The sequence below is a fragment of the Cognatundibacterium curvum genome (genome assembly GCF_014284235.1).
Classification (GTDB): domain Bacteria; phylum Pseudomonadota; class Gammaproteobacteria; order Burkholderiales; family Burkholderiaceae_D; genus Undibacterium; species Undibacterium curvum.
Genome location: NZ_JACOGD010000008.1, coordinates 119,637 through 135,312, shown reverse-complemented (window position 1 = coordinate 135,312; position 15,676 = coordinate 119,637). Strand labels below are relative to the sequence as shown.

The window sequence follows — 15,676 nt, the reverse complement described above, 5'->3', positions numbered from 1 at the left end:
TCCTCTGTTTTTCCTCTGTGTCTCTGTGCCTCTGTGGTGAGGGGTTTTTGAAGATTAAGCCTGAGCTGACCTTAACGAATTGAGGTAATCAAAAATGACTAAACAACTCCAAGACGCGTATATCGTCTCTGCTACCCGTACCCCTATCGGTAAATCCGGTCGCGGTATGTTCCGTAACACCCGTCCGGATGATCTGCTGGTGCGCGTACTGCAATCGGCTATGGCACAGGTACCGAATCTGGATCCTAAACTGGTTGAAGACGCGATTGTTGGCTGCTCCTTCCCGGAAGGCGCACAGGGTCTGAATCTGGCACGTATGGGCGTATTGCTGGCTGGTTTGCCGAATACCATCGGTGGCGTCACCATCAACCGTTACTGCGCATCCGGTATCACTGCCGTGGCGATGGCAGCGGACCGTATCCGTGTTGGTCAGGCTGATGTGATGATCGCAGCTGGTGTGGAATCCATGTCTATGGTGCCTATGATGGGCAGCAACCCATCCATGAACATGGCGATCCTGAACGACGAAAACGTCGGCATGGCTTACGGCATGGGTCTGACAGCTGAAAAAGTCGCACAGCAATGGAAAATCTCGCGTGAAGCGCAGGATGCATTTGCGCTGCAATCGCACCAGCGCGCGATCGCTGCGCAGAATGCGGGTTACTTCGATGCAGAAACCACTTCCGTGGACATCATCGACCGTGTACCAAATCTGATCACTGGCGAAATCGAACTGAAAACCCGCACTGTGAGCCGTGATGAAGGCGCACGTCCAGACACCACCATCGAAGGCCTGGCACGTCTGAAGCCAGTGTTCGCTGCCAAAGGTTCTGTCACTGCCGGTAACAGCTCCCAGACTTCCGACGGCGCAGGTGCTTTGCTGATCGTTAGCGAAAAAATCCTCAAGCAGTTCAACCTGACACCGCTGGCACGTTTCGCGTCTTTCGCAGTACGTGGCGTACCACCGGAAATCATGGGTATTGGTCCTAAAGAAGCGATTCCGGCTGCTTGCCGTGCCGCTGGCATCACTCAGGATCAGATCGACTGGTTTGAACTGAATGAAGCGTTTGCAGCACAATCGCTGGCCGTGGTGCAGGATCTGGGTCTGGACCCAGCCAAGGTCAATCCTATGGGCGGCGCGATCGCTCTGGGCCATCCACTCGGTGCAACCGGTGCCATCCGTTCCGCAACCACTATCCATGCGCTGCATCGTAACAACCTGAAATACGGTATGGTCACGATGTGCGTGGGTACCGGTATGGGCGCAGCAGGTATTTTCGAACGCTGCTGATAGTCCGCATTGGGTTCTGAGAAAAACCGCACAGAGCGATTTGTGCGGTTTTTTTTCAGACCCAAAGTCCGCGCAGGCGCTGACCGCTGACGCTACAATGCCAGACGTGCAAACACATTACAGAACATCACAGAACATATAACGGGACACAACATGGATATTCAGACTCAGACCGAACAAGGCGTATTGACCATACAGTTCAATCGTCCGGAAAAAAAGAATGCGATCACCCAAAGCATGTACCAGACCATGGCCGATGCCTTGCGTGCAGCGGAAACCGATAGCGCAGTGCGCGCCATCCTGATCACCGGCCAGCCAGAGATTTTCACGGCGGGCAATGATCTGGAAGACTTCATGAAAAACGCCAGCAGCTTTGCCACCAGCACTGCGGTACCGCCGGTGTACCAATTCATGCAGGCGCTGAATGAATCCAGCAAACCGGTCATCGCAGCCGTGTCCGGCGCAGCAGTGGGTATCGGTACCACTCTGCTCATGCATTGTGACCTGATTTATCTGGCCGATAATGCCAAGCTGTCCATGCCTTTCACGCAACTGGGTCTGTGCCCGGAATTCGCATCCAGCATGGTGTTCCAGCAAATCGTCGGTTATCAGCGTGCAGCAGAAAAACTGATGCTGGGCGAGGCCTTCAGCGCACAGGAAGCGTTGGAGATGGGCTTTGTGAACAAGGTATTGCCTTTGGCTGAGTTACTGCCTTATGCGCAGCAGGTTGCTGCTAAACTGGTCGCTTTGCCAGCTGCTTCCATCCGCGTCACTAAACGTCTGATGAAGGCGAACCAGCCAGCCGCGATACAAGCCAAGATGGCAGAGGAAAACCAGCATTTCGCTGCGATGCTGGCAGCACCGGAAGCGCGTGAAGCCTTCATGGCCTTCTTCCAAAAACGTAAGCCGGATTTCAGTCAGTTCAACTAAGCTGACACTGAGCTGTAACTCAGGTTTGCGGTCGCCGCACCAACGAATATGTGAATAAGTCCAGCATCATGCTGGCCTTATGCACATTCTGAGCCTGGCTGTCGGATTTACAGTATGCCGGGCAGGAACTGGATGCCGGTACGTTTCACCAGTTCTTCATAGCTGATAGGCTTGCCCGCTTTGGCATCGTCAGCGTTTTCCACCCAATACGCCCAGGCCCGTTTTTCAGACGGGTCATACATCAGTTTGTATAAATACTTAGGTACCCAGACCTGGTTCCTGCCTATGGTTTGTGGCTGGGTGTCGAATACCGGGCCAGTCACGATATAGACATCGCCGGTGGCGCGCATTGCGTATTTGCGTGCAGCTTTTTCGATATTGGCCCAGGTCTTGCGATTATTTTCCGGCGCTTGCGGCACCATATTCGCCAGAGAAAAGCTCTGCGCCATGCCTTCATCACTCGCCATATCACCAGCCGGTGCCATGTGACCACGGTCAAAACCAGAACCTTTGTAATCCTCCAGCTCGGCCCGTTCTGCGCGTGGTAAACGCGCATCGGCAAAGAAACGATTGGTTCTTTCCTTATCCTGGGCATCCAGCACACTGCGCCGGTTCAGCTTTTCTGCGACGTACAATGGGGTGCGGCTTTTACCGGAATGCATGACCGCAAACTTGGAAAAACACAGAGGCCGGGTGTTGAGCTGATGCGCATTCGGAATCACAGGTGCAGTTTCTTTGGCAAAAAACTGAGGGCAATCTGAAAACGGAGTAGTGGCACTGGCAACGCTGACGACGCTGGCCATACTGGTTGCGGCAGCGAGTACCAGTCTTAAAGCAAACTTCTTGAACATATCTGGGCAATTCAGAGGACAAAAAACGGGGTTACTGCATGCGTATCCGGCGGATAATCCAGGGACAGGATTGTCTCCAATACAGCATGTTTGTATCGGTGCAAGATTCTACCGAGAAATCTATTGAAGTCCAGCAATATAAGAAAAGAAAGATTGAATTCCGTGAAAGATAATGTTAATTAGAGTAAATATTGATAATCTGCTTATGCTTCAGTTACGCGGGATAGCCAAAAGAAATCCTTGTCGCAGCCGTAACAGATGAAATTGAAAGAGGAATTTTTTCGCTATGAAACGCAAAAATTTGCAATCTGCGCTGGCTAAGCCACGTAATCCGCATGCGCTGGCGGCGCGCTTACGCAATGCCGGAGCCCATAGCGGGCCGCATCCTTTGCGTGAGGACAGGCGTAAGCAAAAGCAACAATTACGTTCGGCCCTCGCCAGGTCGCGCAATGGTCTGGGCGAGGATTGAGCAATAGCATGGGGCGCAAAGCTGGCCAAGCAGATGGCAACTTCAAGTCATATTTCTCATTGACATGTTATTTACATATAAAATGCTTATCATATGGCAATTGTTGACATCGTTTGCGTGTAGCTGGCGCAGGCAGAACACAACTTCACACTGGACTTATTTCTGAAACCACATGCAAAACCAGCCTACAGTGACGATCAGCGGCGCAAGCGATGCGGACAACGCGGCCCAGTTAGCGTCACAGCATTATTACAAGCACTATCAGATCGAGGGGCGGCTGGGTGAAGGTGGCTTCGGTCATGTCTTTCAGGCCTGGGACCCTAAGCTGTGCCGCCATGTCGCGATCAAACAGCTGAAAATCGACAGTCAGGAATCTGGCCCGGCAAGCACTAAGCTGCTCAAAGAAGCGCGCCTGGCCGCCTCGCTCAAACATGCCGCCTTTGTGCAGATATTTGCGATTGAAGATGATGTCTCCCCGGCCGCTATTGTGATGGAGCTGGTACAGGGGAAAACCCTGAAGCAGTTCATGCAGCAAGGCCCGGTATCGGCGCTACGTGCAATCGAATGGCTGGTGCAGGTGGCGGCCGCGATGCAGATTGCGCATCAGGCTGGCTTGGTACACGGCGATCTCAAGCCCTCGAACCTGATGGTGGAAGCTTCGGGCCGTGTACGCATTCTGGACTTTGGACTGGCTTCGCAAGACGATGCCCAGGCCACCGGTTCGGTCAGTTATGCGGATCCGCAAGGAACGATTGCTTACATGGCGCCGGAGCGTTTGTTAGGACGCGCCGCCGATGCGCAGGCTGATGTATATGCGCTCGGTGTGATGTTGTATGAGGCCGTGGCTGGTCACCGGCCCTTTCCGGAATTACAGGGGCTGGCACTGGCAGCAGCACATATGCAATCCAATTCCGACAGCTGGAGCTTTCCGCCACAGTTAGAAACCACGGTCGTACAACTGATACTCAGCATGACGGCACGCCAGCCTGAGCGCCGGATTGTGGGCATGGCAGCAGTGCTGGAACGCATGCAAGACTTGCTGGAGCATGCGGATGCCAGCGGCATGCTTGCCCGCACGACAGTATCCGATACGCTGCCAGTCGCTGCGCCTGCCCAGCTGATTTCCGGGCAAAGTCAGATACTCTCGGCTTCCTGGCGACGTTATATCGGTATCGTCGGCGTCATGGCAGTACTGAGCTTGGTCGTATGGAAGACTTATCCTTATCTGGAAGATAATTTCAGTCTGCTCAAACCGTATTCAGAAGCATTGAGTATGCAGCAAGGCATACAGGCTGTGCAGTTGTTTGACCGCCCGGGTAACCTGAATAAAGCGACTAAGCATTTTGAAACCATACTCAGGCACAACCCCGAAAACGCAGCTGCCATGGCTGGCATAGCACTGGTGTACAGTCTTCGCTATACCAGTGATGAGAAAGATGAAATCTGGCTAAGCAAGGCAGATGCGAGTGTGCAGCATGCGCTGAAGCTTAGTCCAAATCTCGCTATTGCGCATGCTGCCAATGGTTTTTTTCAAATGAATAAAGGACGCGGAAAAGAAGCGTTGGAGATTTTCGATAAAGCCCTTTCACTGGATGTAATGAATTGCTTTGCCTGGTATGGGAAGTTTGAAGCTCTTTTGTTTTTGGGGCGTTTGGAAGATGCACGTAATTTTGCGCAGGAAGGACGTAAACGCTTTCCAAACGATCGTTTATTTGCCGATAGTTTGGGCACGACATATTACACTGTTGGTAACTACACCTCTGCCGAACAAGCCTTCCGTGACAGTATACGTTTGCAACCTGACGCAGTGAATGCCTACGCAAATCTGAGTGCGACCTTGAGCGCTCAGGGTCGAACAGAAGATGCACTACACGTCCTTCAGCAGGGCTTACAGATACGCTCCAGTGGCAGGCTGAATACGGCGCTGGGTTTCGCTTTATTTCAAAAGGCTGATTATCTGGGGGCTGCCAGTGCGTTCGAGCTGGCCGTGGCACCCGACAAGGGGAATCCTGCCAATTATGTGTATTGGGCCAATCTGGCGGATACTTTGCTATGGATACCTGGCCGTAAGCCAGAAGCGCGCAATGCTTATCTGAAAGCCAGGGAATTATTGATGCCGCAATTGCAGCGTGCGCCTGAAAATGTGACGCTGTTGTATCGGATGGGCTTATACAACGCAAGGCTGGGCCAAAAAGAAGAGTCGGTGCGCCATATGCGGCATGCGCTGGAACTGGCGCCTAACAATGGGAAAATACATTTTTATGCCTGTCTGGCATATGAATTGCTAGGTAACAGGCAGCAGGCTTTGGTTGAGGTTAAAAAAGCTGTGCAACTTGGCGTCTCGCTCAAGTTAATAGAAGCGGAACCGGATTTAATGGCCCTGCGCCGTGATCCGGCTTATTTGAAGTAGAACTTAATATTGCGGAGTCTGAATGGCAAAGAATTATGTATTTACTGTGGATTTGAGATACGGCGGTACCACGCCATCTTTTCTGATCTTCTTGGATGGCAAGGATATCCTGCCTTTGAATACCATGCCCCCGCTGGCTTACGGTGACACGCTTAGTTTCTCATTTAAAGGACGTGAAGTCCTGGATGGTACGATGTACTGGCGCCCGCTGGCAAATGATTTGCCACTGAATCCATTTGCCGGGCAGGAGGGATTTAAATTTCCAGTGAAAGAAGGCGATACATTTACCGTCGACAGACAGTCCGGTAACTGGAGCTTCGTGATCACGGGTACCTATCAGGCAACCCTGACCTTTGGTCATGCAGCGATCAGCATCCCTTTCCTGATTGATCCTGAAGCAGACGTAGGGACGGGAATGGGCCCGGGTCCAATCTGATCTGTACTGCATGGATAAAAAAACCGGCTGAGGCCGGTTTTTTTGTTTTCATTCTTACTGCGACGAGCAAGGCGATCAGGCCAGCAGCTTATCCGCTGAGTGCGCTAATCGCGATGATGCGTGCGTAACGGCGCAGGCTTTCGGCTGGGGTTTTGAGTTTGTGGGCAGCTTGCTCGATGATGCCCTGGCTTGCATCCAGCACGGCGCGTAATTCTGCGACCGGTATCTGTTCTGCTTTGCGTATCTGGCTATGCTGCTCCAGCAATTTATACATGGAGGGCCGCGAAATACCCAGTTCCTGCGCTGCGCCCTGGATATACCAGTCATGTTGTACCATCGCCTGCAGTACATCGTCTTCACTCAGGTCAGCCAGTTTCTTACGTACCGCAGGCGGTGCCTCTATGCCTTTCGTTGCAAGGCTCGCCGTGGGTGTGACTGGCTTAGCTGATGCGATGCTGCTGCGCTCTTTGCTGGCGCCGACCAGCTGATGGAAGTCGGCGGGCTGCCCGGCCTGCAGTGCAAGCAGTATGCGGCGCAGTACATGACTGAGCTGACGGATATTGCCTGGCCAGTCGTAAATCAATAAGTCGCTGATCAGTGAAGTGGGTAAGCTCACCGGATACTCGAGTTTATTTTGCTTGAGCAGATACAGGATCAGTACACCGATGTCTTCGCGGCGTTCACGCAGTGGCGGCAAATGAATCACAAAACTTTCCAGACGGCGTAACAAGGCCTGATTGAAATTCTCACCGTATAAATCCTGATCGGTCGCTGCGATCAGGCGTGCACTGGCATGTAAATCCTGGGCCGCGCCGAGTGGCCGGTAATCGCCGGTTTCCAATACCCGTAGCAGCATGGGTTGTATGCTGGCCGGGGTATTGCCGATTTCATCTAAAAACAGGGTGGCGTTTTCCGCTTCGGCAAATAAGCCCTTACGTGCCTGTTGTGCGCCGGTGTATGCGCCACGCGCTGCGCCAAACAAATCGGCGGCGGCCAGTGATTCGTTCAAGGCCGCCATATTGACGGTCACCATCTGGCTGTGACGACGCTGGCTGTGCTGATGTATACCTCGTGCCGCAATTTCTTTACCGGTGCCGGTCTCGCCCAGCAGCAGCACAGGGAAATCGGTATTGGCCACCTGACGGATCTGGTCGCGCAGCAGTATCGCGCTGCTGCCAACACCGATCACGCCTTCCATCTCATTCATCTTAGGAAGGCATTGCATCCAGTGCAGACAAAGCAGCACGGCGCGCCCGAGTCCGAGTATCAGACCCTTGCTCAGTTGTTCCTGCGTGATGTGAACCGCGGCATGGATAGGTACGCCATTGACTTCGACCACCATACGGCTGGCGGGCGGCGTAATCAGTACACCCTGATCGCCATTGCGTTGTATGCGCAGCGCCTCGCGCGATATGCCGCCATGACCGAGTGGCAGTGCATCTTTGCCAGCCAGCCGGAAGGCGGGGCTGAAGCGGCTCAGCTCCATTTCGGCCTGGGGATCAGCAACGATAAACTGCTCGCCGACGCGATTGCTGTCCGGATGCCAGGCGATGGTCAGCCCCAGCATCGGACTGTTACTGCCTGCGACCAGCAGAGAAGGAGAGGTCATGGTGTGATCGCTGAAACTCATGGAGACCTTTTCTTGAAAATACATGTAAAGCAGTGAATGTAAATTTCATTGCCTGTCATGTCAATTTACATATAAAAGCAGCTGCTCCGCAGCGCATGTTACGCGCTGTCCAGATGCCCCGGACGAGTTAGCTGCTGACATTGCTGTCTTTGCCACTGACATTAAAGCTGGCATTAGTTTTGCTGTCTGAGCCGACAGCTTTACAGTAGATTGACAGCAGCCGGGTGGAACATGCAATTTGCATGCCCTCATTTGGAACTGATATTGAGCTTATTTTGAACGAATACACAGGAGAAAAGCATGCCGGTACATCTGTTATCTGGAACAGTCATTCTGATTCTGGCGATCAGCGTCTTGTACTTGCACAGAAAACTAAAATTAACACGTCAAATGACGCTGCGTCTGATCCTGGATGATGTGTATTACGCTAACGTGCATCAGGAATTGCTGAGCCAGTTTGAAGAACTGGATACCTTGGAGGATAAGGTGATGGAAACGCAGGAATGTCTGGACGTACTCAGACAAAAAGCACCGTATGCCGATGAGTTTGCCTGGAATTCAGCGCTGAAGACTTTTCGCGCATCCTGATTTTGCCGCAAGAGAAAACGCCGCAACGCTTGAGCGTATGCGGCGTTGGTCTTTACGCGATCATGGCAGGATTTTTTGCTGACTTATTCCGATGACTTATCTCCCGCTGGCTTTGGCCTGCGCACGCAATTGCATCAGACTCGCGCCCGGCGTAATCAGATTGCCGTCATAGCGCAATTCTATCAGCGCAGGCAACTGGTGGTCACGGGTGTGCTGCAGCGCGCGTTCCAGTGCCGGGCCAAATTCTGCCGTCGTCAATACGGTTTCTCCACTCGCACCATAGGCACGCGCCAGCGCGGCAAAATCAGGATTATGTAATTCCGTGCCGGACACCCGTTCCGGGAATTCCCTCTCCTGATGCATGCGTATGGTGCCGTACATGCCATTGTTAAACACGATGATGACGATGCCGGCGCGGTATTGCACGGCGGTGGCCAGCTCCTGACCATTCATCATGTATTCCCCATCACCCGCAAATGTGATCACGCAGCGTTCCGGTGCGGTGAGCTTGGCGGCCACGCCGGACGGCACGCTGTAACCCATCGCGCCTGAAGTCGGTGCCAGCTGGGTGCGCATGCCGGCATAACGGAAGTAACGATGGGCCCAGGTCGCGTAATTGCCTGCGCCATTGGTAATGATGCTGTCAACCGGTGCCAGGCGCATGATGTCCTGTACCACTTGCCACAGATTGAGCGGCGCATTTTCTTTGGCAAAAATGGCGGGTTCCTGCTGCCAGGCATGCAGTTCTTCCTTGGCTTCAGCCACGCTTTGCTGCCAGCGGGCGGCGCTTGCTAACTTGCCCTGTTTGCTGAGTTCAGACAGCGCATGCGCGAATTCCTTCATGCCGCTGTTGATCATCAGCGGTGCCTGATACACGCGTCCCAGTTCCAGCGCATCGCTGTGTACATGGACCAGTGTTTGTTTGGGTATCGGGGCTTCCAGCAGGGTATAGCCACCGGTCGTCATTTCACCCAGACGTGGGCCGATTGCGATCACCAGATCGGCTTGCTGTATGCGTTTTGCCAGCTGTGGGTTGATGCCGATGCCGACATCACCGATGTAGTTAGGATGCGCATTGTCCAGCAAATCCTGGAAGCGGAAAGCGCAGGCGACCGGCAAATGATTCAGTTCTGCGAATTCACGCAACTGCGTGCAGGCGGTCTGATCCCAGCCGCTGCCGCCCAGTATCAGCACAGGGCGCTCAGCCGCCTCCAGCATGCTGCGCAACTGGCTTAGTTGTGCTGGTGAAGGGTAAGCCTGTACCGGCGTGTAATGCAGGGTGTCTGCGACTTCCACGGTCTGGGCCAGCATGTCTTCCGGCAGTGCCAGCACCACCGGGCCAGGGCGGCCACTGGTGGCAACCTGGAAGGCGCGCGCGATGTATTCGGGCACACGGTCGGCACGGTCTATTTGCGCCACCCATTTCGCCATAGGACCAAACATGCGGCGGTAATCGATTTCCTGAAAGGCTTCGCGTTCCACAAAATCATTGCCGACCTGGCCGATGAATAAGATCATCGGCGTCGAATCCTGATACGCGGTATGCACGCCTATCGAGGCATTGGTGGCACCCGGTCCGCGCGTGACGAAGCAGATGCCGGGCTTGCCTGTCATCTTGCCATAGGCATCGGCCATAAATGCCGCGCCGCCTTCCTGGCGGTTAATGATGAAGCGTATCGCGCTGTCATGCAGCGCATCCAGCACCGGCAGGTAACTCTCGCCGGGTACACCAAAAATTGTCTCAACTCCGTGTACGCGCAATGCGTCCACCACCAACTGACCACCAGAGCGTAATGTCTTCATTCTATTTTTTATCGTTGTTGGTCTTACCTGATCTGCCGCAGCAAGTTTGGGTAAGCCTGTGTTTTATCAAAGGAAACCGTACGCTACCAGAAACTGCGCCATATTTGGAATGGAATCCATAGCCCTGATACAGACTGGATGACAGGCCATTTTGGCTTGGAAAGCCGCATGGAATATAGGTCTTCTATTTGAAAATCAGTCATTTCAGCTCTGTGCGGGCGTAGGGAAATCACAACAACGGCAATCAACTGGTCTTAGCCGGGATGGCGGCGCTATCAGGGCGCGGCGTGGATAATCAGGGCGGGATGGCCTGCTTTCGGTTACAATAGCGCCCGAAGCAGGCCAGACAATCGCTGGTTGCCATAGCAATGTGGTGACGGGAGGAAGGTCCGGACTCCACAGAGCAGGGTGACGGCTAACGGCCGTACGTTGAAAGTCGCAGGCTTAGCTTGCGATATAAGACGAGGAATAGGGCCACAGAGACGAGCGTATTTAGTTACGGTGAAACGCGGTAACCTCCACCCGGAGCAATTTCAAATAGGCACGCGTTGATGTGGCTCGCGGAGCGTGCGGGTAGAAAGCTTGAGCGGCGGAGCAATCCGTCGCCTAGAGGAATGATTGTCATAGTCGCTCATAGCAATATGAAAGACCGTAACAGAATCCGGCCTACCGGCCTGCTTTACTTCTAATTCACTTCTTGTCACGGTGCGGCGCAGCTTAGGGCTGAGGGCCGCAGCACATGGGCAAATCAGCCCGCGCATCCCGCTTTCCGGTCTATTTCACCGCTGCTCACGCTCAGGATGAGATAAATCGAAGTTTCAGTCCAAAGTTTCAGGCAAAATCAAAATCACTGGTGTTACACTTAGCCGTTTTCCTGCTGCCATCGCAGCTGTATGTCGCAGTATGCAGCGTGGCAGCTGGTGTACCGGGTCTGCCGGGTCTGCCGTGTCTGATAACAAGCTTCGACGTAAAAAGCTACTCATTACAACATAGGACTTACGCAAAATTGTCCCGGCAAGGCTAAAAAACTCTTTGGTGCTTTGGGAAACTTCCCTGGTAAGCGATGTCCGTTACACCAGCAGGTAACATATTGCCTGAAACGCTGGCTGCACCTTGGCGGCGCAGGCAGTACGCAGTGTACAGGCGTAACCTTGAGCTATAACCTTGCTGGGGCGGTTTTGCATCAGTCCTACAACACATAAAAACGAAACGCATGGAGACAACAGGGATTAAAAAAGTGCGCGATGTGCCCTTGATGGCCTTTGTCATTTGCATCGCGTTAGTGTTGTTCGTCATCATTGCGCAAAGCTGGTGGTCGGTGCGCGAAGACCATAGCCTGACCTTGGCCGATGCACAGCAGAATAGCTATTTCACGGTACGCATCCTGGAAGAGCATGCGGGCCGGGCTTTGAGTGAAGCCCTGCGTGAAATGGAGCTGATCGGTGCAGAAATCCGTCAAAATCCTGGCAGCGTTGAGCAGGAAGCCAGGCTGCAAAAAATTCTGCGCACTCAGCATCAGGAAACCCAGTTTATCTATGCGGTATCGGTCTATAACAGCGCCGGTCTGCGTGAAGTTGCGAGTCGTCCGGCTGAACAGATGACGACAGAAAAAAATCTTCAGCGCCATAGTCAGACGCATATTTCTACCTTATTGAAAAATCCTAAAGACCGGTCGCTGGCGATTGGTTCCGCGCTCAGGCTGGATGAATCTGATTTGTGGATTTTGCCAGTGGCTCGCAATGTCTACAGTGAGGATGGTCAGCTATTGGCGATACTTGAGGTTGACATCCGTCTGGCCTATTTTCAGGATTTTTATGAACTGGTCGCGCGCGGCAGTGCAGCGGCGATTTCTTTGCATGACAGCAGTGGTAATGTGCTGGCCCGTGCGCCTTTTGATAAAGCCTATCTGGATGCGCCGCTCACGCAAAGCAACGTGATGAAGGCGATTACCGATGTCAGTAACGAAGGTTCATTACAAAGCGGCCCGCTGATGGGCGGCGCAGGGGATTACCTGTACACCTATCGTAAGATCACCGGTGTGCCGCTGACGCTGGTATATGCAAGGAATATCGACGATATCCTGGCCGACTGGAATGGCCGGGTACGTCAAAGGACGATGTTTACTGCCACCACCGTGATCTTCATCCTGGTCCTGGCGATATTGTTACTGATACAGCTCAGGCGCTTGCAGGAGTCCAAGGCAAGGTTTGATGCGAGTGAAAGCCGTTACCGTCTGCTGTTTTCCGGTGCGCAGGACGCCATCATGCTGATCAGCCGCGATTACTTATATGTCGATTGCAATCCGGCTGCAGTCACTTTACTGGGACTGAATAATGAATCGCAAATTATTGGCAAGCCAGTCGGTTGTTTTTCGCAAGCTGCACAGTCTGTGACTGGCTTCAGTCAAACTGAACGTGATGAGCTGGTCAGACTGTTGGTAGACCGTGCATTCGCCGGTATTCCGCAGCGCTTTGAATGGGTCATGAACCGCAATGGTAAGCCGTTTTACAATGAAGTCAGCTTAAGCCGGGTCGAATTGAATGGCGAGATGCTGGTATTTTGTATGGAGCGTGATATCAATTCACGCAAAAGCACAGAGCGGCTGCTGGAAGGTCAGAACCGCTTGCTGCAGCTGATAGGCGGGAATGAAGATCCTATCTACATACTGAATGCGGTTTGCGACTTTGTGCAAGAGATGCGCCCGCAGTGGATAGCTGGCATACAGCTGCTGTCAGACGATCAGCGTACCTTTGTACAGGGCGTGGGCAAGCGCTTTCCGGAGGTGCTGCTGAATCAGTTGTCGGGTTTGCCGGTCACACATGGGAATGGTATCTGGAGCGAAGCCGTGCTGGTTGCCTGCCCGGTCCAGAGTGATGACTTGCTGACTGCGCCCAGTATGCAGTTTGTAAATCAGCTGGAGGCCATTAGTCATTTGAATTCGGCCACAGCCTGGCCACTGATGGATAAGCATGGCCAGGTACTGGGATCGTTTAGCTTGCTGTTTCCGGCGAAGCCTGTGCTGAATGATGAAGACATGGGCCTGATCGGGATCATGATAGAAATCGCCAGTATCGCGATAGAAGGCCGCCGGTCCGAGAAAAAAATCCTGCAGCTCGCGCATTACGATGAACTGACCGGCTTGCCCAACCGCTTTCTGTATAACCAGCATCTGGCGAAGGCGCTGGCGCTGGCGGAGCGGAATCGCAGCCGGCTGGCGGTGCTGTTCCTGGATCTGGATCGCTTTAAAAATATCAACGATACCTTTGGTCATGACGAGGGGGATAAAGTATTGCGCAGCGTGGCTCAGCGTTTCCGCCATACCTTGCGTGAATCGGATATTGTGGCGCGTATCGGTGGTGATGAATTCATACTGCTGATCGATCAGTTCCATGAGCCACGCGACCTGGGTGATATCGCCGACAAATTGCTGTATGAAGCCTCGCAGCCGTTTGAAATCGACGGACAGGAATGTCAGCTCAGCGCCAGTATCGGGATTGCGACTTTCCCGACCGATGGTAAGGATGCGCAGACCTTGCTGAAAAATGCAGATATCGCGATGTACCGCGCCAAGAACAAAGGTAAGGATAATTACCAGTTCTATGCGTCGGAAATGAATACCCATACCGTCGAGCGGCTGGCCTTTGAGGCGCGCCTGCGTAAGGCGCTGGAACGACGTGAATTCGTGGTGTATTACCAGCCTAAGATCGCAGTCGACAGCGGCATGATCGTTGGCGCAGAAGCGCTGGTGCGCTGGAATCATCCTGAGCGCGGCATCCTGTATCCGAATGACTTCATCATGCTGGCAGAAGAGGCCGGGCTGATTCCGCGTCTGGGTATGCTGGTGCTGGATATTGCCTGCCGTGACGTGCTCAATTTCAGGCAAACCGACCCGCAGTTCGGACGTGTGGCGATTAACTTGTCCGGCTCACAGTTCAATGATATGGGCTTGCTGGAAGAGGTCAAAAGCGTAGTCGACTTCTGGCGCGTACCGGCCAATGCACTCGAATTTGAAATCACCGAAAGCATGGTGATGCATAACCGGGAACAGGCGATCAAGCTGATGGATGGCTTCAAGGATGCGGGCTTCACCTTGTCTATTGATGATTTTGGTACTGGCTATTCTTCGCTGGCCTACCTCAAACGCTTCCCGGTCGACAGCGTGAAGGTGGACCGCTCCTTCATCAAAGATATCCCCGATGATCCGAATGACACGGCGATCGTGCTGGCCATCGTCGCGATGGCGCACACGCTGGGCCTGAAGGTGATCGCGGAAGGGGTGGATGCACGCATGCAGCTTGATACCCTGCTTAACTTTGCCTGTGATGAATATCAGGGCTTTTACTTCAGCAAAGCGATTACTGCTAAAGACTTCCAGACTCTGCTTCAAAAGCAGGTCAGTAGCGGTCAGCCTATCGCGATTGATAGCATCTGACGCAGAACCGGCCGCCAGCGCCGCTGTGACGGCTTTTCCCGCCTGTAAAAAGCGGGAAGCCGTCGCTAAGATCGCTTAAATTCTTCCAAATTGTAAAAATTTAATGCCGGGAAATTCCGGCATTTTGTGTTTATTTCTGAGGTCTCACTTGCACAAAGCTGTGTAAGTCTTTCATTTATCTAAGAATTTTATTTTGGAAACATTTTGCATTGCGAGCTAAGTCATTGACTTCATTAAAGAAATTGCTTTTTTCGCCTGTAATTTTGCTTGACCATGTCTCATGCATCCTCTAAAGTGGGCATTAGTGTGAAAAAGTGTAATTTTGTGGGAAAAAATCCCAGCATTCTTATATCTTCACCAAACCACTTCCGCGTACAAGTTCAGACAAAAGGTAAATAGCGTGTTTCAGGGTCCATCCGCACTCAATCTCGATGCGAAAGGCAGGATGAGTATTCCTGCGCGCTATCGTGATGCCCTGAGCGAACGCTATCAGGGGCAAATCACCCTGACCCGTCATCCTGACGGTTGTCTGTTGCTGTTTCCGCGCCCCACCTGGGAATCCCACCGTGAACAAATCGCTGCCTGGCCTATCCAGGCGCGTGACTGGAAACGTATTTTTCTTGGTAATGCCTTCGATGTCGACATGGATAGCGCAGGGCGCATCCTGCTGGCACCGGAGCTGCGTAATGCAGTGGGCATACAGCGCGACATCATGCTGTTAGGCATGGGCAGTCATTTCGAAATCTGGGATGCCGGTCGTCTGGCTGAGAATGAAGCCAATGCCAAAGCGGCAGGTGCGCCGGATGTTTTAAATAATTTCACTTTCTGATCGCGAG

General features: G+C 53.0%; 11 protein-coding genes and 1 other RNA gene. 9 read left to right on the top strand and 3 right to left on the bottom strand.

Annotation, left to right across the window (positions count from 1 at the left end):
• The first annotated feature begins 94 nt into the window (after positions 1-94).
• Both H8K43_RS15485 and H8K43_RS15480 read left to right on the top strand, forming a co-directional pair.
• Complete coding sequence (locus H8K43_RS15485) at positions 95-1,291, top strand: acetyl-CoA C-acyltransferase (RefSeq protein ID WP_162020725.1); 1,197 nt, start codon at positions 95-97, stop codon at positions 1,289-1,291.
• A gap of 153 nt (positions 1,292-1,444) precedes the next feature.
• Positions 1,445-2,221 (top strand): enoyl-CoA hydratase, encoded by a 777-nt coding sequence (locus H8K43_RS15480; protein ID WP_186904664.1) that lies wholly within the window; start codon positions 1,445-1,447, stop codon positions 2,219-2,221.
• 107 nt (positions 2,222-2,328) lie between these two features.
• Here H8K43_RS15480 and H8K43_RS15475 read toward each other — a convergent pair whose 3' ends face one another.
• Positions 2,329-3,072 carry a DNA/RNA non-specific endonuclease gene (locus H8K43_RS15475; RefSeq protein ID WP_186904663.1) on the bottom strand — a complete coding sequence of 248 codons (744 nt, stop codon included), beginning with the start codon at positions 3,070-3,072 and terminating at the stop codon, positions 2,329-2,331.
• Between the two features lie 286 nt (positions 3,073-3,358).
• On the opposite strand from H8K43_RS15475, the gene H8K43_RS15470 reads away from it, so the two are divergent.
• From H8K43_RS15470 to H8K43_RS15460, 3 genes are all read left to right on the top strand, one after another.
• The gene (locus H8K43_RS15470; protein ID WP_186904662.1) at positions 3,359-3,541 is read left to right on the top strand and encodes a hypothetical protein; all 183 of its coding nucleotides are present in this window, start codon (positions 3,359-3,361) and stop codon (positions 3,539-3,541) included.
• A gap of 172 nt (positions 3,542-3,713) precedes the next feature.
• Entirely contained in the window at positions 3,714-5,951 is a 2,238-nt protein-coding gene (locus tag H8K43_RS15465) for a serine/threonine-protein kinase (RefSeq protein WP_186904661.1), read from the top strand.
• A 22-nt stretch (positions 5,952-5,973) separates the two neighbouring features.
• Entirely contained in the window at positions 5,974-6,387 is a 414-nt protein-coding gene (locus H8K43_RS15460; protein ID WP_186904660.1) for a hypothetical protein, read from the top strand.
• A gap of 88 nt (positions 6,388-6,475) precedes the next feature.
• Here the strand turns inward: H8K43_RS15460 and H8K43_RS15455 are convergent, their stop codons facing one another.
• The gene (locus H8K43_RS15455) at positions 6,476-8,017 is read right to left on the bottom strand and encodes a sigma 54-interacting transcriptional regulator (protein WP_186904659.1); all 1,542 of its coding nucleotides are present in this window, start codon (positions 8,015-8,017) and stop codon (positions 6,476-6,478) included.
• A gap of 300 nt (positions 8,018-8,317) precedes the next feature.
• On the opposite strand from H8K43_RS15455, the gene H8K43_RS15450 reads away from it, so the two are divergent.
• Positions 8,318-8,605, top strand: coding sequence for a hypothetical protein (locus H8K43_RS15450; RefSeq protein ID WP_186904658.1), 288 nt, complete (start codon positions 8,318-8,320; stop codon positions 8,603-8,605).
• 96 nt (positions 8,606-8,701) lie between these two features.
• Here the strand turns inward: H8K43_RS15450 and H8K43_RS15445 are convergent, their stop codons facing one another.
• The gene (locus tag H8K43_RS15445) at positions 8,702-10,408 is read right to left on the bottom strand and encodes a thiamine pyrophosphate-binding protein (RefSeq protein ID WP_186904657.1); all 1,707 of its coding nucleotides are present in this window, start codon (positions 10,406-10,408) and stop codon (positions 8,702-8,704) included.
• Positions 10,409-10,742: 334 nt separating this feature from the next.
• Here H8K43_RS15445 and rnpB point away from each other — a divergent pair.
• From rnpB to mraZ, 3 genes are all read left to right on the top strand, one after another.
• Positions 10,743-11,093, top strand: an RNA gene (gene rnpB / locus H8K43_RS15440) — RNase P RNA component class A.
• Positions 11,094-11,621: 528 nt separating this feature from the next.
• Entirely contained in the window at positions 11,622-14,840 is a 3,219-nt protein-coding gene (locus H8K43_RS15435) for an EAL domain-containing protein (protein WP_186904656.1), read from the top strand.
• A 400-nt stretch (positions 14,841-15,240) separates the two neighbouring features.
• Positions 15,241-15,669, top strand: a complete 429-nt coding sequence (mraZ, locus tag H8K43_RS15430; RefSeq protein ID WP_162020737.1) for a division/cell wall cluster transcriptional repressor MraZ — start codon at positions 15,241-15,243, stop codon at positions 15,667-15,669.
• The last annotated feature ends 7 nt before the right edge of the window (positions 15,670-15,676 follow it).

Bases quoted from the DNA above. Each gene is read 5' to 3' on its own strand.
- H8K43_RS15450 (WP_186904658.1), top strand. From the start codon at position 8,318: ATGCCGGTACATCTGTTATCTGGAACAGTCATTCTGATTCTGGCGATC.
- H8K43_RS15485 (WP_162020725.1), top strand. From the start codon at position 95: ATGACTAAACAACTCCAAGACGCGTATATCGTCTCTGCTACCCGTACC.
- H8K43_RS15465 (WP_186904661.1), top strand. From the start codon at position 3,714: ATGCAAAACCAGCCTACAGTGACGATCAGCGGCGCAAGCGATGCGGAC.
- H8K43_RS15435 (WP_186904656.1), top strand. From the start codon at position 11,622: ATGGAGACAACAGGGATTAAAAAAGTGCGCGATGTGCCCTTGATGGCC.
- H8K43_RS15470 (WP_186904662.1), top strand. From the start codon at position 3,359: ATGAAACGCAAAAATTTGCAATCTGCGCTGGCTAAGCCACGTAATCCG.
- H8K43_RS15445 (WP_186904657.1), bottom strand. From the start codon at position 10,408: ATGAAGACATTACGCTCTGGTGGTCAGTTGGTGGTGGACGCATTGCGC.
- H8K43_RS15475 (WP_186904663.1), bottom strand. From the start codon at position 3,072: ATGTTCAAGAAGTTTGCTTTAAGACTGGTACTCGCTGCCGCAACCAGT.
- H8K43_RS15455 (WP_186904659.1), bottom strand. From the start codon at position 8,017: ATGAGTTTCAGCGATCACACCATGACCTCTCCTTCTCTGCTGGTCGCA.
- H8K43_RS15460 (WP_186904660.1), top strand. From the start codon at position 5,974: ATGGCAAAGAATTATGTATTTACTGTGGATTTGAGATACGGCGGTACC.
- H8K43_RS15480 (WP_186904664.1), top strand. From the start codon at position 1,445: ATGGATATTCAGACTCAGACCGAACAAGGCGTATTGACCATACAGTTC.